Raw genomic sequence first — 24,003 nt, 5'->3', positions numbered from 1 at the left:
CGCGCTACCGATTGATGGAAACCCGCATAGGCCAAGCATGTCCCCAGACTTACCGGCAGAGACTCAAACCCGCCAGAACAAACCGCGCATCGTCATCGACACCAATGTGTGCCTCGATTTATTTGTCTTCCACGATCCGCGCTGGGCCGGCTTAATGTCGGCACTGGAGAGCGGCAAAGTCGAAGCCGTCACCCGCGCCGACTGCCGCCAGGAATGGCAAATGGTGTTGCATTATCCGCATCTGCCTGTCAGCGATGACACGCGCCCCGTATTCAATGCCGAATTTGACGCCTTGATCACCTGCCTGCCAGCCGCAGCGTTGACCCCGCGTACCGACATCCGCCTGCCCATCTGCACCGACCCGGACGATCAGAAATTCCTGGAACTGGCGCTGGGCGCGCACGCCAGCACCTTGATCACCAAGGACAAAGCCCTGTTGAAGCTGGCGCGCAAAACCGCCAAGGCAGGGCTTTTTGCCATCATCCCCCCTCAGGCATGGCGCCCTGGCGGCGCTTGACCCGCAGGATTGCGCCGGCCCCTGTGCAGTCTCGGACAAACCGCTAAAATGCCGAATTCAGACATTAGCCGAGATTAACCGCAGATGAACCGTGATTTAAGAAATCCTAGTGGCGCAGCTAAAGCAGACAACGCGGACCACGCGCCCAAGCAGCTTCAATCCAGACTCCCCAAGGTCGGCACCACCATTTTCACGGTGATGTCGACCCTCGCCAGCGAAAAATCCGCGGTTAACCTGGGGCAAGGCTTCCCCGATTTCGATTGCGATCCAGCGCTGGTCGACGCCGTCAGCAACGCCATGAAAAGCGGTTTCAACCAATATCCGCCAATGCCCGGCGTACCGGCCCTGCGCCAGGCCATCGCCGGCAAAATCGCAAAACTCTACGGCCACAGCTACGATCCGGCCACCGAAATCACAGTCACCGCCGGCGCTACCCAGGGCATACTGACCGCCATCATGTGCGCAGTGCATCCGGGCGACGAAGTGATCGTGATTGAACCGGCGTACGACAGCTACGTGCCGGCGATCGAACTGGCCGGCGGCCAGCCGGTGCTGGTGCAAATGACATTAGGCGCGGACGGTTACACCATTCCGTGGGACCGGATTGCAGCGGCAGTCAGCCCGCGCACCCGGATGATCATGGTCAACTCGCCGCACAATCCGACCGGCAGCGTGCTGACCGCGGCCGACATCGAAGCGCTGAAAAACATCGTGCGCGGCACCGAGATCCTGATCCTGTCGGACGAAGTCTATGAACACATGGTGTTCGACGGTATACGCCATGAATCGATTTGCCGCCATCCGGAACTGGCGGCGCGTGCGTTTGTGGTTTCCAGCTTTGGCAAGACCTACCATGTCACCGGCTGGAAAATCGGCTATGTGGCGGCGCCGGCGGCGCTTTCCGCGGAATTCCGCAAAGTCCATCAATACAATATCTTCACCGTCAATACGCCGGTACAGCATGGGATTGCGCAGTACATGCAGAATCCCGCGCCCTATCTCGACTTGCCGGCTTTCTATCAACGCAAGCGCGACCTGTTTCGCGACGGTTTGAAAAACACCCGTTTCAAACTGCTGCCGGCCGACGGCACCTATTTCCTGTGCGTCGACTACTCTGCCATTTCATCGCTGAGCGAGGCCGATTTCGCGATCTGGCTGACTTCTGAAATCGGCGTTGCGGCAATTCCGGTATCGGCTTTCTACCAGTCTCCGCGCGAATCGGGCATCGTCCGTTTCTGCTTCGCCAAACAAGACCAGACCTTGCAGCAGGCGCTGCAGCGGCTGGCAAAAATCTGAGCCCTTCACCCCAAGCACGCAACCACACAACAAAGGAAATAGCCATGATCGATGTCTATAGCTGGGCCACACCGAACGGCCACAAGGTTCACATCCTGCTGGAAGAACTGGGCCTGCCCTACCGCGTACACGCAGTCGATATCGGCGCCGGCGACCAGTTCAAGCCGGACTTCCTGTCGATTTCACCCAACAACAAGATCCCGGCCATCGTCGACGCCCACGGCCCTGACGGCAAGCCGATTTCCCTGTTTGAATCGGGCGCGATCCTGGTTTACCTGGCCAGCAAGAACGGCCAGTTCCTGGGCCACACCGATCGCGAGAAATTCAACACCCTGCAATGGCTGATGTTCCAGATGGGCGCGGTCGGGCCGATGTTGGGCCAGACCCACCATTTCCGCATCTACGCACCGGAAAAGATCGAGTACGCAGTCAATCGCTACACCAACGAAGCCAAGCGCATCTACGGCGTGATCGACAAGCAATTGTCGCAACACCGTTACCTGGCCGGCAATGCATATACGATCGCCGACATCGCCACCTTCCCATGGATCCGTTCCTGGAAAAATCAGGGCATAGAACTAAGCGACTATCCGCATCTGAAAACCTGGTTCGACACCATCAGCGAACGCCCTGCCGTAAAACGCGGCGTCGAAGTGCTGGCCTCGGCCCGCAAGCCGCTGACCGACGACAAGGCGCGCGATATCTTGTTTGGCAGCCAGCAGTATCAGAAACGATAAAGAAACGTCAAAGAAGCGGCAAGCGGACTGCGAGGGCCGGAAGGAACGCTGCCGCCCTCCGGCGCCCACTCTTCAGCGGCGGCCCGCTCCACCGCGGATGCAAGCTGCTACGTTTTGCCTCATGCACCTATTCCTTGCAGCAGCCGATAACCTTCGGGCCAATCACCCAAGGCGCTGTCTGCGTTGAGATGTCCGCGCGCGCCCATGTCGACGAAATCACTGCCCCATGCGTCGGCATAGCTGCGCGAATAAGCGATGCTGCCATACGGGTCGTCGCTGCTGGCGACGATAGTCGTAGGAAATGGCAGGCGCGTCAACGGCAAAGGCGAAAATCCGAACGCGGCAGTTGCTGGAAATGCCGGTCCTGCCGGATCGGGCACTGCAACCAGCAGAGCGCCTCGGATTCGGGGTGCATGCTGAGCGGCCCAGTGCACAACGGCGAGACATCCCAAACTGTGCGCCACCAGGACAGTGTCTTTGCCCAAGCTGACAACCTCTCGCTCTATTGCCGACACCCAGTCGTCACGCACTACGTGGTCCCAATTATCTACCTGCAGGCGATGCCATTCCGGTCGCGTTTGCTGCCATAAACTTTGCCAATGCATTGGCCCGGAGTTTCCAATACCGGGTACCACAAGAACCGGACAGTCCATTCAAAACCTCCATGAGTGAATTGGCATTATTGTAAAACCTGGGGAAATCGGGCAACATGCCAAAACAAATGAATTTGCAAGTTAATGCATAAGAATTGATAAAAAATGGGACTGTATTCTGATGAAACCTAAGTCAATAGCGCTAGATAAACTCGACTGGCGGATTTTAGAGGCGCTCCAAAGCAACGCACGCATAACCAACACCGAGCTCGGCAAGCAAGTCGGGTTATCGCAACCTGCCATTACCGCTCGCATCAAGCGTCTTGAAGAACATGGCGTCATCGAAGCTTATACGGCAAGGATCAACCCTAGATTGGTGGGGCGGGACATCTCGGCGTTTATTCGCATACGGACCAGTCATGCTCAAATTGCGCACTGTTTGAGCGCTTTCGAAGCGATACCTGAAATCATCGAGGCACACCGGATTACAGGGGAAGATTGCTTTGTGGTTCGGGTCGTGGCCGAGCATATGACGCAGCTGGAAGCCACGATCGATGCGCTTGCCAAATTCGGGCCGGTAACAACCTCAGTCGTCCTGGCGAGCTACCCGCCGAAAAAAATCCGATATACCCTGTAATGACAGATCAATTCATCTACAAGCAGCCACCTGCTCGCTCTGTCATTGCTGCTCCTTATTGGAAATTAGTTAGAACGTGTTCAGTGTCCCAGTTCCAAAGAAATCGTCAATCTGAACCATAATCAGCGGAGAGTCCCAGGTAGGGGGCTTTCATGCTTCTCAGCACTAGAAACTGCCTCCAGTTCCCACGTCAAGCAAAATTCCCAATAAATTTAATTGTGGCAATTGTTAAGAATTGTCATATCAAATAATCAACATTTCTACTTGTCATTGCCCAATTATCAAGCTTATAGTTGCCTCATTTAACAGGCGGGTGAGAGAGCTTTATGCGGCGCTACAACATCGTTCACGGTGACAAGACTACGGCAGGCGGAACAGTCCTCGCTTCCCAGAACTCCTCTACCAATATGGGCAGAGCCATCGTTATGATTGGCGACCAGGTAATCTGCCCGAAGTGTCACACAACGGGCGTCGTTGTTGCATACGGTCCCCGCTTGCATTGCTACTTCATGGGCAGAGAGGCTGCACTAGACAGGGATTTGTGTGTTTGCGCCTGCAATCCAAAGCCCAGGCTTATCAATTCGCTGAATTGCATGGGTCAAACCATGACCGTTGAAGAAGTTGTCGAGCAAGGGTATGGCTCATGGGTCGGTTACAAAGAAGGCCCGAGTACGCCTACCACCGGCACATTATTCGATGACAAATTCGTGCTCAGAGATGGGGCCGGTAAGCCAGTTCCCAACGCCATATACGCAGTCGAGCGTCATTCTGGTGTGTTCGAATACGGCACAACGAATGGGAGCGGGCATACACACTTACTGTCATCTGTTGCTGCTTCCGAAAATATTAACGCTTACCTTGTGGGATAAATATGCCAGATCCAAAACCAATACATGTAGGACCAGATGGGACTAAGTTCCGCTACATCGGTTCAGCGACCACGACCCCAACAACGGATACATCGATAAAAGTAATTACCGTTTATCCTGAAACGATGTGTCCAAATATGACGAACGAAGAGTTCGCTAAAACGGTTATGCGCTTGCGGGATGTCGCTGTAAAACTTACCTCCACACGAATTGCCAATCTAAATCGCTGGAACGCAGATGATCGAGCTGAAGCGATAGAGTGGTTTGGTTCAGATAGCGAGGAAGTGCGTTCAACTTTACTTATTGGCCTTCCACAAATAAGTCGTGTGTTGTCCAGTCTCAAACCATCCAATTTTGTACGACTGTCGGAAATATCTTCGAGAAATCTTAGCTGCGATGCCAGTGCAACTAATGGGAATACAACAGCAGCCGTTTGCAAGCCCGACACAGAAACACACACGATTGCAATCGGTCCTAATTTTTGCGAGATGCCTGATGAAAAGAAAAATTTTGATACAGGTCAAGCTCTTGACGGAGACTCTAAGCTTTTGACGTTGATACATGAAGTTTCGCACTTTAACGACACCATGCAAACAGGCGACACTTGGTATGGGATAGCAAATTCGAGGAGGAAAGCGAAGGCTGGAGGCAGCATCCCAATTAGCACTGCCGATAACATTGCTAGTTATGTTGTTTTTGCCAAACGAGGAAAATCATGAAGCGCTTTATCTGCTTTGTAGCAATCCTAGTTCAGCTATCTAATGCTGGAGCTATGTCTTTCGGCGGATTGGAACACGAAATTCACTTCGCTAAAAATTCAAGTGAAATATCTACTGAAGAAGTTCGCTCCCTGGTCGATTGGAAAATAAAAACTGTGCAATTTGGAGGCATTGATTACGCTGTATTCGTAAAAAAAGATGATCGATTCCAAATAACTTTGAAACTTGCGGAGCATCGCAGGGATGCGATAGTGTCTTTGATGAGCACATTGGGAATTCAAGTTACTGACACCGACATTGAAGACTTAAACCTCCGGCATAAGCCATCTCGTTTAACTCAAGAAGAAATAAGCACTGCAATCATCTCAGTTCAACCACCCTGCACAAAGACCCATGATTGTGGCCTACAACCGATTCCCGGATGGAAGCCAGCAGAGCAAAACAAATAGCATTGGCTGCGAAAATATTTATGAAGAAAATTCTTTGCTGCTTGGCGCTTCTATTGTCAATCACCTCAGTTAGTGCGCAATCTATTGCCATGCTAACTCACGAAATTCATTTCGCAAAAAAATCTGACCGTATTTCTGTAGAAGAGGTGCGTGCACTGGTCGATTGGAAAATAGAAATTTTACAGCGCCACGGACTCCTTCACTATGGCGTGTATTTGAAGACAGACAATCGACTTAAAGTACCCTTACGCCTCGCCGAGAAACGCCTAGCTGCCGTAGGATCGTTACTGGATACATTAGGATTTCGAATGGAAGATGCGGCCATCGAGGACTTCAACGTTCCAAATGCAGCACGGCGTTTGACTCGAAATGAAGCAAATACAGCTGTGGTGGCAGTTCAACCTCCATGTATAAGAATGCTTACGTGTTACAGAATCGACAAAGCAGCAATTCCGGAACCGCAGACCCATTAACGGAAATGGCACACCGGCCCTTTTTAACTTGGTTTTTATCCTCTTTTTGAGATGAACAAGAATCACGGAACAAATTACATTTCTGACTATGGTCTGTCGCTTGTCGTGAGAACCTTCCGGCGAGGCAATGACACAACTTGGACTGAACCGACATGGGTAGGCGCCAAGGGACGTTCCGGCCCCCTTCTTTTCGTTTCCCCGATTGAGGCCGAAATCTTCAGAATTCTCCGCAACAACAGGGAAAGCGACGACCCTCAAGAATCGCATAATTGGAGACGTATTTCACTGAGCAAGTTCGATCTCTATCAGCATGTCATCGATTGCGCTGGTCGGCTTGAATGCATGCTCTCATTGGGGTTCTCAACAACACTCGAAGGCGAAGTGCTGGCCCCAACTGGCGCGCCACGCACGGTTCATGTACCGATGCCTTTTACCGTACCCAAAGGTTCTCCGCGTCCGACCTTCAGTTTCAATGGATGGGTCTTTGATTTCATGCGCGAGCAGTGGAAAATTATTGGGGCCACTAACTACGCAGACCAACTTGATGACCTGAATTCACTGGATAACGACACTATAAACGCGCTTGCCAAGGAAGCTATCAGTCAAGTTGCGTTCACCCAACACGTGCCTGATGTCACGGATTGGGGTGTATTTATTCCAGACACTAAGCAATGGAAAATGGGGCCTCCGGAGGCTCGCCAGAAAAAATCGTTTCACTGACCTTATTTAACAATAATGGGCAAATAGACTTGTCGATTGATTTTTTTGCAATTTTTATGAGACTCAATTTCTGTAAGTCTTTTACAATTCTGTTCCCGATATTTCCCGTCCTATCCCGTGAATCCCAGAATTATCTCAGGGTTTCCCTCTCATTTATCTCATCTCCCCTCACATGACGGCGGCCGGCATGTCGCTCCCGCCGGCGATTCTGATATAACATTGTCGACATGCACAAAAAGGGATGATGTGAAGTCAATCCCCGCAGCAACCGCCATCAGCTAACACACAGGATTTAACCCATGCTCACTGGCGAAATACGCAGCCAAATCGATTCAATCTGGAACGCCTTCTGGTCCGGCGGCATCTCCAACCCGCTGGAAGTCATCGAACAAATCACCTATCTGCTGTTCTTGCGCCGTCTGGACGATCTTCACACGCTCGAAGAAAGCAAGGCCGTACGCCTCAGCAAACCGATCGAGCGCCGGGTTTTTCCGCCGGGCCAGGACGCCAAGGGGCGCGACTATGACGATCTGCGCTGGTCGCGCTTCAAGAATTTCGCGCCGGCGGAAATGTTTGCGCTGGTCGACGAACATGTGTTCCCCTTCCTGCGCAGCAGAGGCGGCGACGCTTCCACCTACGCCCAGCACATGAAGGATGCGCGCTTCACCATCCCCACCCCGGGCCTGCTGGCCAAGGTAGTCGATCTGCTCGATCACGTACCGATGGAAGACCGCGACACCAAGGGCGACGTCTACGAATACATGCTCGGCAAGATTGCCTCTGCCGGCCAGAACGGCCAATTCCGCACGCCGCGCCACATTATTCAACTGATGGTGGCGCTGACCGCACCTTCCGCCCGCGATCTCATCTGCGATCCGGCCAGCGGCACTTGCGGTTTTCTGGTGGCGGCCGGTGAATATCTGCGTGAAAAGCATCCCGAAATTCTGCGCGACGCCAAATCCCGCGAACATTTTCATCACGGCATGTTCCACGGCTACGATTTCGACAACACCATGCTGCGCATCGGCAGCATGAACATGGCGCTGCACGGTGTGGATAATCCGGATATCCGCTACAAGGATTCGCTGGCGCAAGACCATGCCGGCGACGAAGAAAAATATTCGCTGATCCTCGCCAATCCGCCATTTGCCGGCTCGCTCGATTACGAGAACACGGCCAAGGATTTGCTGGCCATCGTCAAGACCAAGAAAACCGAACTGCTGTTCCTCGCGCTGTTTCTGCGCCTGCTCAAACCCGGTGGCCGGGCGGCGGTGATTGTGCCGGATGGCGTGTTGTTTGGCTCATCCAAAGCGCACAAGGAACTGCGCCGGATGATTGTCGAAGAGCAGAAACTGGATGCGGTGATTTCCCTGCCTTCCGGCGCGTTCAAACCCTATGCCGGTGTCTCCACGGCCATTCTGATTTTTACCAAAACCAATTCGGGCGGTCCCGATCACGTTTGGTTTTACGACATGCAAGCTGATGGCTGGAGTCTCGATGACAAGCGCCAGCCTTTGCTGCCGCACGAAAAGCTCGGAGCCACGCCAGTACAAGCTTTAACTGAAACGGAACATGTCAAAAATAATCTACCGGATGTGCTGTCACGCTGGACTAAGCGCGACACCTCCGAACTGGAACGCACTCGCACCGAGCAGAGCTTTTGTGTGGCTAAAGCTAACATTGCTGCCGCTGATTATGATCTCTCCATTAATCGCCACAAAGAAGTGGAGCATGACGCGGTTGAGTATCTGCCACCGAAGGTGATTCTTGCAGAGCTTTCCAAACTTGAGGCTGAGATTCAGGCGGGAATGAAAGAGCTTGAAGGGATGCTTAAATGAAGGGCGAATGGCGTTCGGTTCGGCTTGGCGATATCTGCGTTTTCAATTATGGGAAAGCCTTGCCTGCAAGCGCGAGAAACGGCGGAAAAACACCAGTCTTCGGCTCAAATGGCATTGTGGGTCATCATGACTCGGCAATCACAAAAGGGCGAACAATCGTAATTGGACGGAAAGGTTCGTTCGGCGAGATTAACTATTCTGACAAAGCTTGCTGGCCTATTGATACCACCTATTTTGTGGATGAGTTGTCGACGGAACACGATATACGTTGGCTAGCACACAGGCTCGCTTGCTTGGGTTTGAATCGGCTAAACAAGGCGGCTGCAGTGCCGGGGCTCAATCGGGAAGATGCATACCGACAAGAGTTGTTGCTCCCCCCACTCTCCGAGCAACGCCGCATTGCTGCAATCCTGGATTTGGCTGATACGCTGAGGGCCAAGCACCAAGAAGCGTTGACGCAACTGGATAGGCTGACGCAAGCCATTTTTATTGACATGTTTGGTGACGTGGCCGCCAAAGGATGGCCAATGGATAACGTTGCAGGGATAGCTCTTTCAAGAAAAGGTGCGATCCGGACGGGGCCATTCGGGAGCCAACTTCTGCATAGTGAATTCGTGGATGATGGCATACCCGTTTTAGGTATTGATAACGTGGTTGCAAACGAATTCCGCTGGGGCGAGCGTAGATATATTTCGGATAAAAAATATCAGGAATTGAAGCGTTATACAGTTCAGAAAGGCGATGTACTGATAACAATCATGGGGACCTGCGGGCGATGCGCTGTCGTTCCAGAAGACATTCCGATTGCCATCAATACTAAGCATATTTGCTGCATCACTCTTGATCAAAACAAATGTCTTCCCAGTTTTCTCCACGCGTATTTTCTGAGACATCCGATCGCGAGGAAGTATTTGGCACGAACAGCTAAAGGCGCAATTATGGATGGCCTGAATATGGGCATTATTAAAGAAATGCCAGTACCATTGCCGCCGATTGGATTGCAGCGTGATTTTTCAACGTGGAGTGCTGCGGTGGAGAAGTTAAAAATCGCTCATCGTAGCTCTCTTGCCAATCTCGACGCGCTTTTCGCCGGCCTACAACACCGCGCCTTCAGTGGAAAACTCTAAATGAGCAACTTCGCCTTCCTCCAATCCGAATGGTCTTTGCTCCACGAAGCAGCCGTGAAGGCGGAAGGAATGGCGAATACGGACGCCAGGGCCTCTTGCTTCTACGCCAGGCGCACCCTGGAATTGACGGTGGCCTGGCTCTACAAGCACGACAAGGCGTTGCGCCTGCCCTACCAGGATAATCTGGCGGCGCTGATCCATGAGCCGAGCTTCCGCCAACTGGTGGGCGAGGCGCTGTTCGCCAAGGCGAAGATTCTCAAGGACCTTGGCAATTTCGCGGTGCACAGCACCCGCAAGATCACGCCGAACGACGCCCTCAGCGCCACCCGCGAACTATTCCATTTCTGCTACTGGGTGGCGCGCAGCTACGGCCAGCGCGCAAGGCCAGAGCCGGGCCTGCGCTTTGTGCCGGCGCTGATGCCAAGCGCCGCAACCGCGGCCCCGGTTGTGCCGCAGCAAAGCCTGGTGCAATTACAGCAGCTTGAAGCACAGTTGCGCGAGCGCGATGAAAAACTTTCCACCCTGCTCAACGACCGCGCCGCACTCGATCAGGAATTGCAGCAGCTGCGCGAGCAAGTCGCTGCCGCTAAAAAAACCAACGCCGCGCAGCCGGATACGCATGATTACTCCGAAGCCGAAACCCGCGATTACTTCATCGACTTGCTGTTGAAAGAAGCCGGCTGGGATTTGATCCCGGCCAAGAATTTCGAGGTTGAAGTGAGCGGCATGCCCAACACTACGGGCAAGGGTTACGTCGATTATGTGCTGTGGGGCGACGACGGCAAACCGCTGGCGCTGATCGAGGCAAAGAAAACATTGCGCTCGCCAACCGTCGGCCAGCAGCAGGCCAAGCTGTACGCCGATTGCCTGGAGCGGCAATACGGCCAGCGCCCGGTGATTTTTTATTCCAACGGTTACGAACATTGGATCTGGGACGACGCCAGTTACGGGCCGCGCCGGGTGCAGGGTTTTTATAAAAAGGATGAACTGGAACTGACGATCCAGCGCCGCGCCAGCCGCAAGCCGCTGGCGCAAGGCGTGATCGACGCCGGCATCGTCAACCGCTACTATCAAACCCGCGCCATCCGCCGCATCGGCGCGAGCTTTGAGGTTGACCACCAGCGCAAGGCGCTGGTGGTGATGGCCACCGGCGCCGGCAAGACCCGTACTGTGATTGCCTTGGCCGATTTGCTGATGCGCTGCAATTGGGCCAAGCGGGTGCTGTTCCTGGCGGACCGGGTGGCCTTGGTGAATCAGGCGGTGGGCGCGTTCAAGAAGCACTTGCCGGATGCCTCGCCGGTGAACCTGGTGACGGAGAAGAATACCGAGGGCCGGATGTATGTGTCGACCTACCCCACCATGATGGGCTTGATCGATGACACCTCGGATAACCAGCGCCGTTTCGGTGTCGGCCATTTCGACTTGATCATCATCGACGAGGCGCACCGCTCGGTGTACCAGAAATATCGCGCCATTTTCGATTACTTCGATACGCTGCTGGTCGGCCTGACCGCCACACCGAAGGATGAGATCGATCACAACACCTACGGTTTGTTCGATCTGGAAAGCGGCGTGCCGACCGATGCCTACGGCCTGGATGAAGCCGTGGCGGACAAGCATCTGGTGCCGCCGCGCGCGGTGTCGGTGCCGCTCAAGTTCCAGCGCGAGGGCATCAAGTACGACGATTTATCGGAACAGGAAAAGGAAGATTGGGATGCGCTGGAGTGGGACGAAGACGGCAATATCCCGGATGCGGTGGACGCCGCAGCGCTGAACACCTGGCTGTTTAACATCGATACGGTCGACAAGGTGCTGGCGCATCTGATGAGCAAGGGCCAGAAGGTGGCCGGCGGCGACCGGCTGGGCAAGACCATCATCTTTGCCAAGAATAACGACCACGCCGAGTTTATCTCCGATCGTTTCGGCATCAACTATCCGAAGGACAAAGGTCACTTCGCGCGCGTGGTGACTTACAAGATCGGCTACGCGCAAACGCTGATCGACGACTTTTCAAAGAAGGACAGCGCGCCGCACATCGCCATTTCAGTCGACATGCTGGATACCGGCATCGATGTGCCGGAGGCGGTCAATCTGGTGTTCTTCAAAATTGTGCGTTCGAAGACCAAGTTCTGGCAGATGGTGGGGCGCGGCACGCGCCTGTGCCCGGATCTGTTCGGGCCGGGCGATGACAAGCAATTTTTCTTCATTTTCGACTATTGCCAGAACCTGGAATTTTTCAGCCAGAACCCGGATCGTTCCGACGGTTCCGCTACCGTGGCGCTGGGCACGCGGCTGTTCCGCGCACGCCTGGAAATGATCGCGGCGCTGGATGCGAGAGTTGTGTTTGGAGTGGCTCAAGAGCTTGCCACTTATGGTGATCGCGTGGATGAACCGCAGTTGCGCAAAGACCTTGCAGCTTTCCTGCATCAGCAGGTAGCGGCGATGAATGCCGACAATTTCATCGTCCGCACCCAGCGCCGCGCAGTGGAAAAATTTGCGCAGGAAACGGCTTGGCAGCAGCTTGGGCCGGATGATTACATCGCGCTTTCCGGCAAGCTGGCGGACCTTCCAACTGAGCTGACCGACAATGACGAGGAAGCCAAGCGCTTCGACCTGTTATTGCTGCGGACCCAGCTTGCCATCTTGCAGGCACAGCCGGGTTTCGCCGGCTTGCGCGACAGAATCCAGGCCATTGCTGCCGCGCTTGAAACGCAGGAAGCGATCCCGGCGATCAAGGCTGAGATGGTGCTGATTCAATCGCTGGCCAGTGATGAGTGGTGGCAAGACGTTAGCGTGGCGATGCTGGAAACCGTGCGCAGAAGGTTGCGCGCACTGGTGAAACTGATCGAAAAGAGCAAGAAGAAAATCGTCTATACCGATTTCGAAGACGAGCTGGGCGACGAGGCGCACGTCAATCTGCCGGAGGTCAGCCTCGGCATGAATTGGGAAAAATTCAAGGACAAGGCAAGGCAGTTCTTGCGCGCCCACGAAAACCACCTCTCGCTGCAACGGCTGCGCCGCAACCAGCAACTGACGCCAAGCGATCTCACAGAACTGGAGCACATTGCCCGCGCCAAAGAACAGGCGCACGGGCTGGGCCTGTTCATCCGCTCCCTGGTTGGGCTGGATCGCGAAGCAGTCGCCGAGGCGCTCAGCCAGTTCATCAGCGGCGGCACGGCGACGCCAGACCAGATCGAATTCATCGACCTGATCGTGCAAGAACTGACGCAAAACGGCGTGATGGAAGCTGACCGGCTATACGAATCGCCGTTCACCGATATCAGCCCGACGGGGCCGGACGGGGTATTTCCGACGGCTCAAGTGGATTTGCTGTTCCAGGTTCTCGGTGAGATCCGGAGCCGCGCGGCGGCTTAAGATTTGATGCGGAACGACGGCTTATTCGTCTTACCATTGCTATCGGTCGAGCGACTATGCCTTGCTTCAGATGGAATTGCTTTACTTGTTCTTTACGGTACGAGATACATACTGCCATGCTTATCCTCTGCGTTTTCGACAGTATCCTTGCCAAGTTTTAGATTAGGGCGAGCAGTGATAAGACTTTTTTTAGAATACGAATGACAAAAATGTGATTAGAGTGGACCCCAGTAGAGTATAGATGCCCACTTTTCGGACTGCAGGTAGCTGCTGCTTATTAGTCAGCCATACCGCTATCAAAACGATACCGGAAACAATGATTTGAATCGCTAGAACTTCCAATAGCCAGAGAAAATTAAATCCCCATTCAGGCTTGTGATAGGTAGTAGCCACAACATAAAGAATGTATGCGGGGAAGATAAAAAATAGGTATTTCACCGCAACCCCTGGTCGTATAAATATTTCGCAAGCCGCGCTCGGCGCTCTTTTCCTTCGGCACTGTCGGGGCGAAAATAGAAATGACCAATCCCTCTACTTGTGCCGGAAGCAGCATCTTGATCCATTAAAGTCTTCACGCTTGTTACCAACTCCGATTCGGACATTCCCGCGTAAATAGGGTCGCCCGCATCTGTCAGATTAATTCGAATGACATTCTTGATGTTCTTGTTCATGACGAGCGAATTCAAGAATCCAGAATTTATCGGACAACCGATCAGTACCAAATGATCGACTATGTGTCCATGATTCGCGTAGAAATTTGCAGTTTGAGCTGCAAGCAATGATCCGTAGGAGTAGCCGATAAGATTAAATTGCCCACTTGGGTTGTCGAGGCCACTACTGATCGTCCACTCATCTGTGTCCTCGTAACGCAAGGTGGTTGCTGTCCATAGGGCGTCGGTCTTTTCGTTGCCTGTTGTATTGACTCCACGATATACATGCTGAATGCCGGCGCTCTTTAGCGCTTGAAGTTGATCATCAATGTACGGGCCGTTAAGTCCAGCACCGCCCCAATATAAAGTACCTCTCGGTTTCTTGATATAGATTTTTACTGGCTTGGTGTCACTTCGTAAAGTCATTACTGCTGTTACGACAGCTATTGGTAGAAGCCGTCTGCCATTTAAATTCCTTCTCCGAATATTTCAATCTTTACTTCTTCAGCACTATTGGCTGTGACTTTTTTTGTGAACCCGGAAGCATCCGTATATCCCGAAATAGAACCGCTGGAGCAGCGAATTTTGTAGAATCGATTCTTAAATATCTCACCAGTATTTTCATCATGAAGCTGAAAATACTGATCAAACATTTGGGAGTGATCCGCATCAAAAGGAATTCCCGCTCTAAGAGCCGCTATCTCAGACGAATCACCCAAATGCACGCACCAATCTGCATCGGTATCGACCGTCATGCAGTAAGTGCTACGCGTAGCGATGAACACTGGGGGGCGGGGGCATTTACATAGGCAAATATCACCACTCAAAGCTTTCTGCACGCCGTCAATTTTATTGGATATGCGAGGCCCAACGCATTTGAGGACACCTGCTGATTTGCACACTGGACAGAACACTGACGATCCATCTTGTGCATCGTTTTGACCGTGATATAAAGAGCGTGCGCCGGTCATTATCACAGCGCCATTGTCAGCTACATCGCCGACGACAAGGTAATACCGTGTTATTTGGGGCATTGTCTAGCCTTCCTGATGCATATTATTGCCGGAAATTAAAGTCAGGTCGGTACTTATGGGTACGCCGTTCATTCTGAGATAACGCGCCATGCTCTCTCCGTTTGTAGTGTGTGGCAGGGGATTTGGAATGATTAAGAATTAGCCATTAAATATTATAATAGCAACAATCTTCCACTCCCCACAACCATTAATTATCTATACGACAATCAATCTGCAAGCAGAATGAAAAACGTTCCTCATGCTCCGAGCATCAACAGCGATCTTGCGAGGGAGGAAATTGAAGCTGCGAAGACCAACATCGAGCCTGTTTGGCCCATCATGGATGCGCCTTCAACTGGCCTAAGGCGCGGGGTAGCTGACCGCCAGTATTTCCAGTTCGTCCAGCCCGGCCGGCGTCATCAAGGTGACGCTCTCGCCTTCGTAGGCCTTGGTCAAGGCGCGCGCCACCGGTGAAATCCAGCTGATCTTGCCATGCAGCGGATCGAGTTCGTCGATGCCGACGATGGTCACCGTATGCTCTTCGCCGGCATGGTTCTGGTAACTTACCGTGGCGCCGAAAAACACTTGGTCGCGGCCGTGATGCACGCTCGGATCGACCACCTCGGCCAGATCCAGGCGCTTGGTTAAAAAGCGGATACGACGATCGATTTCGCGCAGCCTGCGCTTACCGTAAATATAATCGCCGTTTTCCGAACGGTCGCCGTTGGAGGCGGCCCAGGAAACGATGCGCACCACTTCCGGCCGATCGACGTCAATCAGACGCAACAGCTCGTCTTTCATGTGTTGATAGCCTTGCGGCGTCATGTAATTCTTGGCGCCAGGCGGGATCGCCGGCAAGCCGAATTCCAGATCGTCGTCATCGCCTTCAGATTCTTTTACAAATGCCTTGTTCATAGCGGACATTGTAGTTCCAATTAAAATCGCCGTCATTCCCGTGAAGGCGGGAATCCATGTCGACCTTAAAATGGATCCCCGCGTTCGCGGGGACGACCTGCACTGAATCTGCCGATTTGGCTGCAGGCCATGGTTTTTCCTGCATGCCAATATGGTAAAGTCAGGCCGGTGCAATGTTGCCCCTGTTGACCTCTGCGAGTTTCTTGTTATATGCCTGCCAATTCCTCCCCCAATGCCTCTGCCGCCCGCTTCCGGATCGGCCTCGCCACCAGCCGCAGCCACCAGCACGGCCCGGAATCCGCGCTGGCCCAGTTGCTCAATGGCAGCCGCCATAGCATCGAACAGCAGTTGCAACCGCAACTGATAGTGGTCGGGCGCACTCTGGACGCCATGCAGCAACTGGGCTTGCTCGCTGACTATCCGCACATCGAACGCTTCCCCTACGGCCGCCATGGCGGCCTGATGAAACTGGTGTCGCGGGTGGTCGACGCCGACCCGGCACGCACCCTGGATGCGGTGATTTACCTGATGGATCCGGTCGATCCTTCATCCACCTTTCCGGAAGCGGTGGCCTTGAAACGGCAATGCGTGATTCACGGCAAGCCGTTTCTATCGACGCTGGCCGGCGCCCGCGAGTGGCTGGAACTGGAAGCCGTGGCGGCCGGCGCCGCGCCGGATCCAGCACTGGATCCGAGCTTCAATCTGGCGCAGGAAGGCATCGCGCTGATTGCCCACGACGCCATGAAAGAACGGATGCTGGATATAGCGGAGCGCCATTTTGCGCTACTCGACCAGTTTGCATTTCGCTGCGCCACCGGCACTACCGGCAGCCTGCTGAATAAGCTGGCGCAGAAAATCAAGGGTGAAGAAGCCGGCCGCAACTGGGTAAAACCTTTCCTCAGCGGCCCGCTCGGCGGCGATGCGCAGATCGCCGAATTGATTCTGGATCGCCAGCAGTGCCGGCGCGTATTATTCCTGGAAGATCCGCACGTCGCCCGCCAGCACGAAGCGGATATCCAGTTGCTGGAACGCGCCGCCCGCACCGTCACCGATTACGCGCTCTGCATCAGCGATGCGCAATGCGGCGAGCGCTGGCTCGGTTTGCTGCAACAGCGCGCCGCCTTGGCCAAGCCTTGAGTCAGCGTCTGGCGGGATGAACAGCGCTTATTGATACTCGACCGTAAAAGTCGCCTCGCCGTTGGCTGGGCCGGGTTTGATGGCCGCCGCAGTCTGGTAATACCTGGCGGTGAACGGCACAGTATAGGTGATGTCCGCAGAGGTGCCGACCGTGGCCGCCGTACCGAATCTGACTGGCGCACTGTTTTTATCCAATAGTTGAATACCGACGCCGGTCGCCACGCCGGCGACCTGTTTCAACCTCAACACACCAGGCTGATTGGATGGGTCGGCGGTGGCGCTCATCTTCAGTAAAATCGTATTCTGCATGTTTTCACCACGCTGGCAATTGAGCTTGATATTGAAAGGCCGGTCGGCGGCAGTCGAGCCGACGCCCTTGAAGCGGTTCTTGTCAACGTCGCCGAAATTGACCGGGATATTTTTCGAACCCGCATCCACTGCGCATGACGGCGTAACGATGGTGATGCCGTTGCCGGACAGGATAGTGGTAATGGCTGATATATAGTCGCCATTGCCATAATATATAGTGTAAGTACCGGCGGCAAAGGGGCCATTGCCGGTTTTTGCGGCAATCTTGACAAGTTCAACTGTGAAGTAAGACGGGTTATAAAAACGCACCGGAACATCCGCCGGGAAACTCAATATGTGCGGGTAATAAGTACGCACGCCGGCACCGCTTATTTGCCCGATCAATCTTGACAATCGAATCCCGACACCAGGCACCAGCGTTGTATAAACATTCGGATAACCAGCCACCAACGAACCCTGCAGCATGTTGCCGTTGGTAGTGCCGCCAGCGCTATCGCATTGAAATGCTGCTTCGGAATCACCTGCAATCGGAATCGGGAAGTTCTGGCTCGCAAAAACCGCGCCGATGGCTGCATCGTTCGGAATGACCACCGTGCCCATATCCATCTGGATGGTTTTCACGCTAGCACCGGGCACCCGAAAACAAGCAGCCTGTGCGCCGCTAACGGTCAGCAACGCCAGGCAAGGCCATGTGCCAGCATTTTTTCGCAATATCTTCATGTCCATCCTCTATTTCTCATGTTCCTGCATCTCATGTTCCTGCATTGATGCCGCCGTCCACTGGCACTGCGCACTCAGTTCCCGAATCGGCGGCGGATTTTTCTCTGCCGGCACGCGGTATTTAACGCGGCACTGCTCGGCCGCGCCCCTGCCCCATTTCACTTTCAGCTCATCGGCATCCTTGGCGCCGGTAATGAAGGTCTGGCCTTCACCGCCGACGATGCCCATTTCCTGCCCCTGCTGGTTCTCGACCCTGGCGCCGAACGGCAGCGGCTTGCCGTTCTTGTCGCTCAGGTTCAGCATCAGGCGCAAGCCGATCGACGTATCGAATTTCGCCAGCACCACCGCACCGCGCGTCGGCACCACTTCCAGTGCCGCATTCTTGATTTCAACGTTATCGCCCAGATCCTCGGTGCGCACCGCCAGGCGGTTGCTCCGGTACGGGCTCAGATTCGCCAGTACTGCGTTGCCGCGGCTATCGGTGCGCACGCCGGGATACACTTCAAAGCCGACATCGGCGGCGTCCGGCGCCTGCACCAGCGCCATGGTTTCGCCCAGAGGCTGCGCCAGGGTGACGCCGCCGCCATGCACCACCAGGCCGCCAGCCATGCCGAGCGTGGTCTGGCCATAACCGGATCCTTGGGTACGGCCGAAGTCGATCCGGCCGATTTTCGACAAATAACTGGCGCTGGCGCTGCCGCTGTTGTTTTGCTGATTCGAATGGGCTGCGGTGACGTTATAGGTCAGCCGGCTGTCTTCCAGCGCCGAACCGTACACGCTGGCCTGTTGATTGACCTGACCGTTGCTGCCCTTGGCCACGGTGTAGCGGGTGTAGGAACGGCTATCGCCGAGCGGGATCGACAAGGTCAGCATCAACTGACGGTTGGTGGGGCCGTACAGACTGCTGCTTTGGTTATAGAAAACGCTGTAGCTAAGCTGTTTATAGAAATTCGAATAGCCGACCTGGATCAGACGGTCTTTTTTTGCTATGCCCCAATAACTTTGCTGCTGCGCCGAAGCGTAGACCGCGCCGCCGTGGCTGCCCAGTTGCTGGGATATATCCACCTGCAACTGGTTGCGGCGGTTATTGAGTACCTGGCCGAATTGCAGGTCTTGCATGCGCGCCGCTTCCTGCAAGGTGCGGAAGCCGCCGGTGGAATAGCGGTAACCGGCCATGCGCACATTGGTGCCGTAATCCTGGAACACTTTGGCGTACAGGAAACGCAAGGACTGGCCGCCGACATCCGGCCGGTCCGGCGTCTTGGTATTCGCGTGCGACAGATCGGCCGAGATGGCGCCGAAATCGCGCAGGTTCTTGCCGACGCCTAACAGCACCGATTGATAAGGATCGGAGAGGATCGTACCGGCATATAGTGAAAATTCCTTGCCCATGCCGCGCGCTATCGTTCCTTGCACGAATCTGGGCTTGGCAGCGTTGCTGCTACTGCGGCTGTTTGAAAAGCCGTCGCGATACTGACCGGCGGTCGCACTGTAGCGCCAGCTGCCTTCGCGCAGCAAAGTCGGCACGGCGGAGAATGCTTGCTTGAACTTGGTTTCACGGCCGTCGGCTTCGGTAATCGTGACTTCCAGATCGCCGCTGGAGGAAGTCGGATACAGGTCGTCCAGCACAAACGGGCCGGGCGCTACGTAGGTGCTGTACACCACGTAACCGTTCTGCCGCACCGTCACCCGCGCATTGCCCTGGGCCACGCCACGGATGGTCGGCGCATAGCCTTGCTGGCTGTCGGGCAGCATGCCGTCGTCGGACGATAACTGGACGCCGCGAAATTGAACCGCATCGAAGAGGTTGCCCGGCGTGGTGCTGTCGCCAATCACCAGCTGGCCGCTCAGAGAGGCAATATCGCGCTGCAGATTCGAGGTCACCGACTGCCAACGGCCGCGGCCGTCAGCGCCGCGGTTATAACTGGAAAAATTACGCAAGCGCCAGTCGCCGAGATTGACGCCGCCGCGCAGGCCGGCATACAAGGTATTGCGCGCCTGGCTGGAGGTGTTCGAATTGCCGCTGAATTGGATATCGCGGCTGCTATTGCTGCCGCCGTCCATACGCGCCGCCGAAAGCTGATAATCCAGCATGCCGGCGTTGACGCCCTTGTCCCATTTTTCCGCGCTGATGGCGCCACGCGCCTGGCGCTTCATGGCGGCTTGCGGGATGCTGACGAACAGATGCAGTTTCTCGCCGTCGTAAGAAACGCTGGCGCCGGGAATCGCTTGCGCCAGATCGACGCATTGATCGCCGGCCGCCATCAAGACCGGAAACACCTCGACCTTGACGCCCCAGCCGTCCAGCATGGCGCGGGTCAGGCAAGGCTGGGCATTTTTTTCATCGCCCTTGTCGACGAAATTAATCTGGCTTTGACCGATGCTGCTTTCATTCAGGCTGACGTCGACCAGATAATTGCCGGGCATGACGCGATTGCCGAACGCGAACAAAGACAGATCGGCCCTACCTTGCTCACCGCCGACATCCAGGAATTCTTCGTTGAACACCGAGCCGGCCCGCTCTTGCGCATGGGCCATCTGCGCCAGCACTGCCAACGTAATGGTGGACAGCGCCAGGCGTACCGGCTTTCGTTGATGCGACGATCTGATCACAGCTTCCCCTTCCTTTATTACTGTCTTGCTTCCTGTCTTGCGCACAGACTCACACACCCTGATGGGACTTGGCGTTAGCTGGAGATGGCAGTAATGTTTATTTGACCGCTGCATGCGGCGCCGCAGCGGCGCTCGCGACCTCAGCCTTGGTTACGACTTCCGGCGTTTCGCCGCCGTAGTCGTTGATGGTGGTGTAGCTGACATCGACGGCTTGCGGGCTGCTGATCATGTTCATCTGAAAATCGAGAGCGCCGAAAGGCGGCACCATGCCAGCCTTGGTCAGCTCTTTACTGTTGTTGATTTTAAAACCGGGAAACGTCACGTTATAAGCGCTCGGATTGCTGACCCGCAGCGCCGCCCCCTTGCCATCCTCGCCCGGCACCACCGCCAGCGTGATCAGGCTGTGCGCCTCTTCCGGCTTGCCGGCCAGACCTGCCGGCCGGTAGAAAATCTTGATGCGGGTGCGCACCGCGATTTGCAGCACATTCGGCTGATCCGATTTTTCGGGAATTTCCTTGACGTTGAGCCAGAACACCGATTCGCGGTCGCTCGGCAAATCGCCCGAGATGCGTACGATGCGCAAGATGTTCTCCGCGCCCGGATCAAGCCGCGACAAGGGCGGCGTCACCAGCAGCGGCGTCTTGTTCTTGCCTTCGCCGGCGTCGACCCAGGTTTGCACCACGTAAGGTGAAGTATCGTGATTTTTCAGCGGGATCGACGCCTGCCGGTCTTTCTCGCCCAGGATCACGCGGGTGCCGCCCAGCATTACGCCAGCGTTGGCCGCCAGCGCGCAGATTGCCAGTACGCTGCCGAGAATGGCGGAAGTGATGAATCGTTTGCTCAACATGGAAAACCTCGTCTATCAAATGTCCTATGCACAAATTTCTAAGCAAGCCGCTGGTGCGTACTCACAAATTGATGCATGGGTAGTGGGAAAATGATGGCCGGCGTGCCGTTACCGTTGCAGCACGCCGACGCATCCTCAAAACTTGGCCGTGGCAAGCGCCAAGCGCCTCACCTCGTCAAACCTGGCGAGATGAAGTAGCGGAAGCTAAGGTTTTTTCTGAGCCGATTAGTTGTAAGCAACAACGAACTGCGCACTAGAGTCAGCAGGACCAACAGTCACTGCAGGGCCGGTCGAAACGTAAGTAGCCATGAACTTCAATGGATTGTTGCCCACACCTAAAACGTAGTTGCCCGATGCCGAACCGAGAGGGATCTTGGCACCTGCAGAGTCACCCAATTCGATGCCAACGCCAGTTGCGGCAGAGATGCCAACCTGGCCCGCGTTACTAATACGCAGAATGTCAGTCACCGTAGCATCAGCGACGCCGCTAAATGTGACGGTTGCGCCCTTGGCAGTTACGCCGCAGTCTGTCAACAGGATTGTGAAAGGGACACTGTCGGCTTTCTTGCCCGCAGCACCATTCAGCTTTGCTGCAGGAACGGTACCCATTTGTACAAGCTGGTTGATGCTGGAGGCAGAGATACCGCATGGCGAGTCAGTGATCTTGCCACTGAAATTGACGGTACCGCCATCCGCGAAAGCAGCTTGGGAGAACAGACCTGCAGCAGCAATTGCAATCAGTTTAGTGATAGTCATTTGTTTCATTTTTTCCTCGGATAAAGTTAATGCATTAATCAATTGACAACTTAATGCAAGGCCATTGTAAGGGAAAAATCTGAAAAAAAATTATAAATTTCTTATTGGTTGTCAATGGGAAATGAGCAACTCAAGAAAAATAAATGAAAATTGTGTAGACATTGATTTTTGAAATTGTGCGCCTGCCACGATAATTCACAATTAATTTACATGGACTTCATTCAATAATATGATATTAAATGTATTAAATTAGAGTATCTTCTGGCTTTTACATACAAAACTCAAAACAGCATGATCCAAAAAAAATAGATTAATTTCCATTTTGCAACGCAAAAATAATTATGAAAAATATACCGACTCGTTGTTTAAATACAACACAATCTTTGCGTCATGGCATAACTCATCGCAGACCGTACTAATTGCTCATTAAAAAAACGACCGTGAGCTATTCAGGAAAACCGATCCTGCAGGCCGCGCCATCGACCAGCATAAAAATCCAAGATACCCAAGAAAAACTTGATTCTTAAGCAATTTTTACTCGGGCCGAAACAAGACCTTGCCGGCTACGATGCCTGCTGGTAAAGAATTGGCAGTGCCGATGCGCAAATGAATGAAGAGATTGTGTGTGCCTGGCTGACTTTCGCCGCCAGGCAAGATGGGCGGCCGCTATTGATATTCGACGGTAAAGGTGGCGGCGCCGTTGGCTGATCCGGTAGTGATCGTCGGCGCAGTCTGGTAATAACTGGCGGTGAACGGCACGATGTACTGGATATCGGCGGAGGGACCGACCGTCATCAATGCGCCAAAGCTGACCGGTTTGCTGGCTTGATCCAGCACCCGGATGCCGACGCCGGTGGCGACACCGGCGTCCGGCGTCAATTGCAGCACGCCGAGCTGGTTGGATGGATCGGCGCTGCCTGACATTCTCAACGCAATCGTATTCTGGGCATTTTCGCCGCGCTGGCAATTCAGCTTGATACTGAAGCTCTTGGATCCCGCTGTAGTACCGACGCCCTTAAAACTGGCGCGCGATATCGAACCGAAATTCACCGCGATATTCTGCGAACCGACATCCACCGTGCACGACGGCGTGATGATGGTGATGCCGTTGCCGGACAGGATAGAGGTGATGGCCGATTTGTTATCGCCGTTGCCCGTGTAGGTGGTGTAAGTACCCGCCGCCAGCGGCCCGTTGCCGGTCTTGGTCGCGGTCTTGATCAACTCGACAGTGAAATACGACGGACTTAAAAACTGCGCATTGCCATTCGGAATGTTGATCACATGAGGGTAGTAAGTCTGGCCGATGCCGGTAATCTGGCGCGACAATCTGATGCCTACGCCGGTGACGGCAGTTGTGTAAACATTGGGCATGCCGGCCAGCGCCGAACCTTGCAATATCTTGCCGCTGACAAAACCGCCGCCGGGGCAGTTCCATGATATTTCAGATGCACCGGCAATTGGAATGGTGAAACTCTTGGTGGCGAAAACCGCGCCGACGGCTGCATTGTTCGGAATGACCACCGTACCCATATCCATCTGGATGATTTTCTCGACCGCACCGGCCGGCCGGAAGCAGGCAGCCTGGACACCGCTAACGCCCAGCAGGGCCAAGGCAGGCAACACCAGCAATGCCAGGCAACGCCGGGCGTCAGCAATTTTTATCCGCAATATCTTCATGCTCTTTTCCCTATTC

Annotated in this window: 22 protein-coding genes and 2 pseudogenes; 14 read left to right on the top strand and 10 right to left on the bottom strand. The window is 54.4% G+C overall.

The features are described 5' to 3' along the window. The first annotated feature begins 37 nt into the window (after positions 1–37). The 3 genes from KHU33_RS07605 to KHU33_RS07595 all read left to right on the top strand — a co-directional run bounded on the left by KHU33_RS07605 (position 38) and on the right by KHU33_RS07595 (position 2,550). A complete protein-coding gene (locus KHU33_RS07605; protein WP_211462016.1) occupies positions 38–517 on the top strand; it encodes a putative toxin-antitoxin system toxin component, PIN family in 480 nt (159 codons plus the stop codon). A gap of 84 nt (positions 518–601) precedes the next feature. Continuing rightward, positions 602–1,813, top strand: a complete 1,212-nt coding sequence (locus KHU33_RS07600; protein ID WP_211462014.1) for a pyridoxal phosphate-dependent aminotransferase — start codon at positions 602–604, stop codon at positions 1,811–1,813. Between the two features lie 44 nt (positions 1,814–1,857). Next, positions 1,858–2,550, top strand: coding sequence for a glutathione binding-like protein (locus KHU33_RS07595; protein ID WP_211462012.1), 693 nt, complete (start codon positions 1,858–1,860; stop codon positions 2,548–2,550). Positions 2,551–2,669: 119 nt separating this feature from the next. On the opposite strand, the gene KHU33_RS07590 is transcribed toward KHU33_RS07595, so the two are convergent. Next, positions 2,670–3,203, bottom strand: a complete 534-nt coding sequence (locus KHU33_RS07590; protein WP_211462011.1) for an RBBP9/YdeN family alpha/beta hydrolase — start codon at positions 3,201–3,203, stop codon at positions 2,670–2,672. Positions 3,204–3,324: 121 nt separating this feature from the next. Here KHU33_RS07590 and KHU33_RS07585 point away from each other — a divergent pair, with 121 nt between their 5' ends. From KHU33_RS07585 to KHU33_RS07545, 10 genes and pseudogenes are all read left to right on the top strand, one after another. Further along, a complete protein-coding gene (locus KHU33_RS07585; RefSeq protein ID WP_211462009.1) occupies positions 3,325–3,780 on the top strand; it encodes an Lrp/AsnC family transcriptional regulator in 456 nt (151 codons plus the stop codon). A gap of 326 nt (positions 3,781–4,106) precedes the next feature. After that, positions 4,107–4,325: pseudogene (locus KHU33_RS26835) on the top strand (PAAR domain-containing protein); the annotation flags it as partial. 60 nt (positions 4,326–4,385) lie between these two features. Then, positions 4,386–4,649 carry a hypothetical protein gene (locus KHU33_RS26335; RefSeq protein ID WP_230414109.1) on the top strand — a complete coding sequence of 88 codons (264 nt, stop codon included), beginning with the start codon at positions 4,386–4,388 and terminating at the stop codon, positions 4,647–4,649. Between the two features lie 2 nt (positions 4,650–4,651). Continuing rightward, complete coding sequence (locus tag KHU33_RS07575; protein ID WP_211462005.1) at positions 4,652–5,368, top strand: M35 family metallo-endopeptidase; 717 nt, start codon at positions 4,652–4,654, stop codon at positions 5,366–5,368. Then, positions 5,365–5,817: a hypothetical protein gene (locus KHU33_RS07570; protein ID WP_211462003.1), complete on the top strand. Its 453-nt coding sequence runs from the start codon at positions 5,365–5,367 to the stop codon at positions 5,815–5,817. The genes KHU33_RS07575 and KHU33_RS07570 overlap by 4 nt, the downstream gene beginning before the upstream one ends. Continuing rightward, the gene (locus KHU33_RS07565; protein WP_211462001.1) at positions 5,790–6,290 is read left to right on the top strand and encodes a hypothetical protein; all 501 of its coding nucleotides are present in this window, start codon (positions 5,790–5,792) and stop codon (positions 6,288–6,290) included. Before KHU33_RS07570 ends, KHU33_RS07565 begins: the two co-directional genes overlap by 28 nt. Before the next feature lie 51 nt (positions 6,291–6,341). Continuing rightward, positions 6,342–7,010: a hypothetical protein gene (locus tag KHU33_RS07560; RefSeq protein WP_211461999.1), complete on the top strand. Its 669-nt coding sequence runs from the start codon at positions 6,342–6,344 to the stop codon at positions 7,008–7,010. 299 nt (positions 7,011–7,309) lie between these two features. After that, positions 7,310–8,848 carry a class I SAM-dependent DNA methyltransferase gene (locus tag KHU33_RS07555; protein WP_211461997.1) on the top strand — a complete coding sequence of 513 codons (1,539 nt, stop codon included), beginning with the start codon at positions 7,310–7,312 and terminating at the stop codon, positions 8,846–8,848. After that, entirely contained in the window at positions 8,845–9,975 is a 1,131-nt protein-coding gene (locus KHU33_RS07550) for a restriction endonuclease subunit S (RefSeq protein ID WP_211461996.1), read from the top strand. Before KHU33_RS07555 ends, KHU33_RS07550 begins: the two co-directional genes overlap by 4 nt. After that, a complete protein-coding gene (locus KHU33_RS07545; RefSeq protein WP_211461994.1) occupies positions 9,976–13,350 on the top strand; it encodes a DEAD/DEAH box helicase family protein in 3,375 nt (1,124 codons plus the stop codon). 434 nt (positions 13,351–13,784) lie between these two features. Here KHU33_RS07545 and KHU33_RS07540 read toward each other — a convergent pair whose 3' ends face one another. From KHU33_RS07540 to greB, 4 genes and pseudogenes are all read right to left on the bottom strand, one after another. Then, positions 13,785–14,426 carry a thioesterase domain-containing protein gene (locus KHU33_RS07540; RefSeq protein ID WP_211461986.1) on the bottom strand — a complete coding sequence of 214 codons (642 nt, stop codon included), beginning with the start codon at positions 14,424–14,426 and terminating at the stop codon, positions 13,785–13,787. A gap of 41 nt (positions 14,427–14,467) precedes the next feature. Further along, positions 14,468–14,755 carry a hypothetical protein gene (locus KHU33_RS07535; RefSeq protein ID WP_211461984.1) on the bottom strand — a complete coding sequence of 96 codons (288 nt, stop codon included), beginning with the start codon at positions 14,753–14,755 and terminating at the stop codon, positions 14,468–14,470. Positions 14,756–14,806: 51 nt separating this feature from the next. Then, positions 14,807–15,034 (bottom strand): annotated as a pseudogene (locus tag KHU33_RS26830) (PAAR domain-containing protein); the annotation flags it as partial. Positions 15,035–15,373: 339 nt separating this feature from the next. Next, positions 15,374–15,928, bottom strand: a complete 555-nt coding sequence (gene greB, locus KHU33_RS07530; protein ID WP_211462043.1) for a transcription elongation factor GreB — start codon at positions 15,926–15,928, stop codon at positions 15,374–15,376. Between the two features lie 210 nt (positions 15,929–16,138). Here greB and KHU33_RS07525 point away from each other — a divergent pair, with 210 nt between their 5' ends. Then, positions 16,139–17,065 carry a methylglyoxal synthase gene (locus tag KHU33_RS07525; protein WP_211461982.1) on the top strand — a complete coding sequence of 309 codons (927 nt, stop codon included), beginning with the start codon at positions 16,139–16,141 and terminating at the stop codon, positions 17,063–17,065. 27 nt (positions 17,066–17,092) lie between these two features. Here the strand turns inward: KHU33_RS07525 and KHU33_RS07520 are convergent, their stop codons facing one another. The 5 genes from KHU33_RS07520 to KHU33_RS07500 all read right to left on the bottom strand — a co-directional run bounded on the left by KHU33_RS07520 (position 17,093) and on the right by KHU33_RS07500 (position 23,987). Further along, entirely contained in the window at positions 17,093–18,094 is a 1,002-nt protein-coding gene (locus tag KHU33_RS07520) for a fimbrial protein (RefSeq protein ID WP_230414108.1), read from the bottom strand. 9 nt (positions 18,095–18,103) lie between these two features. Continuing rightward, positions 18,104–20,707, bottom strand: coding sequence for a fimbria/pilus outer membrane usher protein (locus tag KHU33_RS07515; protein ID WP_329956034.1), 2,604 nt, complete (start codon positions 20,705–20,707; stop codon positions 18,104–18,106). A 97-nt stretch (positions 20,708–20,804) separates the two neighbouring features. Beyond that, on the bottom strand, positions 20,805–21,554 hold the full coding sequence (locus tag KHU33_RS07510; RefSeq protein WP_211461978.1) for a fimbrial biogenesis chaperone: 750 nt from the start codon (positions 21,552–21,554) through the stop codon (positions 20,805–20,807). Positions 21,555–21,779: 225 nt separating this feature from the next. Beyond that, positions 21,780–22,319, bottom strand: coding sequence for a fimbrial protein (locus KHU33_RS07505; RefSeq protein WP_211461976.1), 540 nt, complete (start codon positions 22,317–22,319; stop codon positions 21,780–21,782). A 657-nt stretch (positions 22,320–22,976) separates the two neighbouring features. Continuing rightward, a complete protein-coding gene (locus KHU33_RS07500) occupies positions 22,977–23,987 on the bottom strand; it encodes a fimbrial protein (protein ID WP_211461974.1) in 1,011 nt (336 codons plus the stop codon). Positions 23,988–24,003: the final 16 nt, after the last annotated feature.

Origin of the sequence: Collimonas silvisoli (genome assembly GCF_018305005.1) — a bacterium.
In the GTDB taxonomy this organism is placed as follows: Bacteria; Pseudomonadota; Gammaproteobacteria; order Burkholderiales; family Burkholderiaceae_D; genus Collimonas; species Collimonas silvisoli.
The sequence above is the reverse complement of the archived record's forward strand: the minus strand, read 5'-3'. Positions and strand labels throughout refer to the sequence as shown.

Coding starts and splice junctions, on each gene's coding strand:
- KHU33_RS07525 (WP_211461982.1), top strand. CDS start 16,139: ATGCCTGCCAATTCCTCCCCCAATGCCTCTGCCGCCCGCTTCCGGATC.
- KHU33_RS07510 (WP_211461978.1), bottom strand. CDS start 21,554: ATGTTGAGCAAACGATTCATCACTTCCGCCATTCTCGGCAGCGTACTG.
- KHU33_RS07585 (WP_211462009.1), top strand. CDS start 3,325: ATGAAACCTAAGTCAATAGCGCTAGATAAACTCGACTGGCGGATTTTA.
- KHU33_RS07520 (WP_230414108.1), bottom strand. CDS start 18,094: ATGAAGATATTGCGAAAAAATGCTGGCACATGGCCTTGCCTGGCGTTG.
- KHU33_RS07565 (WP_211462001.1), top strand. CDS start 5,790: ATGGAAGCCAGCAGAGCAAAACAAATAGCATTGGCTGCGAAAATATTT.
- KHU33_RS07555 (WP_211461997.1), top strand. CDS start 7,310: ATGCTCACTGGCGAAATACGCAGCCAAATCGATTCAATCTGGAACGCC.
- KHU33_RS07545 (WP_211461994.1), top strand. CDS start 9,976: ATGAGCAACTTCGCCTTCCTCCAATCCGAATGGTCTTTGCTCCACGAA.
- KHU33_RS07605 (WP_211462016.1), top strand. CDS start 38: ATGTCCCCAGACTTACCGGCAGAGACTCAAACCCGCCAGAACAAACCG.
- KHU33_RS26335 (WP_230414109.1), top strand. CDS start 4,386: ATGACCGTTGAAGAAGTTGTCGAGCAAGGGTATGGCTCATGGGTCGGT.
- KHU33_RS07570 (WP_211462003.1), top strand. CDS start 5,365: ATGAAGCGCTTTATCTGCTTTGTAGCAATCCTAGTTCAGCTATCTAAT.
- KHU33_RS07595 (WP_211462012.1), top strand. CDS start 1,858: ATGATCGATGTCTATAGCTGGGCCACACCGAACGGCCACAAGGTTCAC.
- KHU33_RS07600 (WP_211462014.1), top strand. CDS start 602: ATGAACCGTGATTTAAGAAATCCTAGTGGCGCAGCTAAAGCAGACAAC.
- greB (WP_211462043.1), bottom strand. CDS start 15,928: ATGAACAAGGCATTTGTAAAAGAATCTGAAGGCGATGACGACGATCTG.
- KHU33_RS07550 (WP_211461996.1), top strand. CDS start 8,845: ATGAAGGGCGAATGGCGTTCGGTTCGGCTTGGCGATATCTGCGTTTTC.
- KHU33_RS07560 (WP_211461999.1), top strand. CDS start 6,342: ATGAACAAGAATCACGGAACAAATTACATTTCTGACTATGGTCTGTCG.
- KHU33_RS07505 (WP_211461976.1), bottom strand. CDS start 22,319: ATGAAACAAATGACTATCACTAAACTGATTGCAATTGCTGCTGCAGGT.
- KHU33_RS07590 (WP_211462011.1), bottom strand. CDS start 3,203: ATGGACTGTCCGGTTCTTGTGGTACCCGGTATTGGAAACTCCGGGCCA.
- KHU33_RS07540 (WP_211461986.1), bottom strand. CDS start 14,426: ATGACTTTACGAAGTGACACCAAGCCAGTAAAAATCTATATCAAGAAA.
- KHU33_RS07575 (WP_211462005.1), top strand. CDS start 4,652: ATGCCAGATCCAAAACCAATACATGTAGGACCAGATGGGACTAAGTTC.
- KHU33_RS07500 (WP_211461974.1), bottom strand. CDS start 23,987: ATGAAGATATTGCGGATAAAAATTGCTGACGCCCGGCGTTGCCTGGCA.
- KHU33_RS07535 (WP_211461984.1), bottom strand. CDS start 14,755: ATGACGGTCGATACCGATGCAGATTGGTGCGTGCATTTGGGTGATTCG.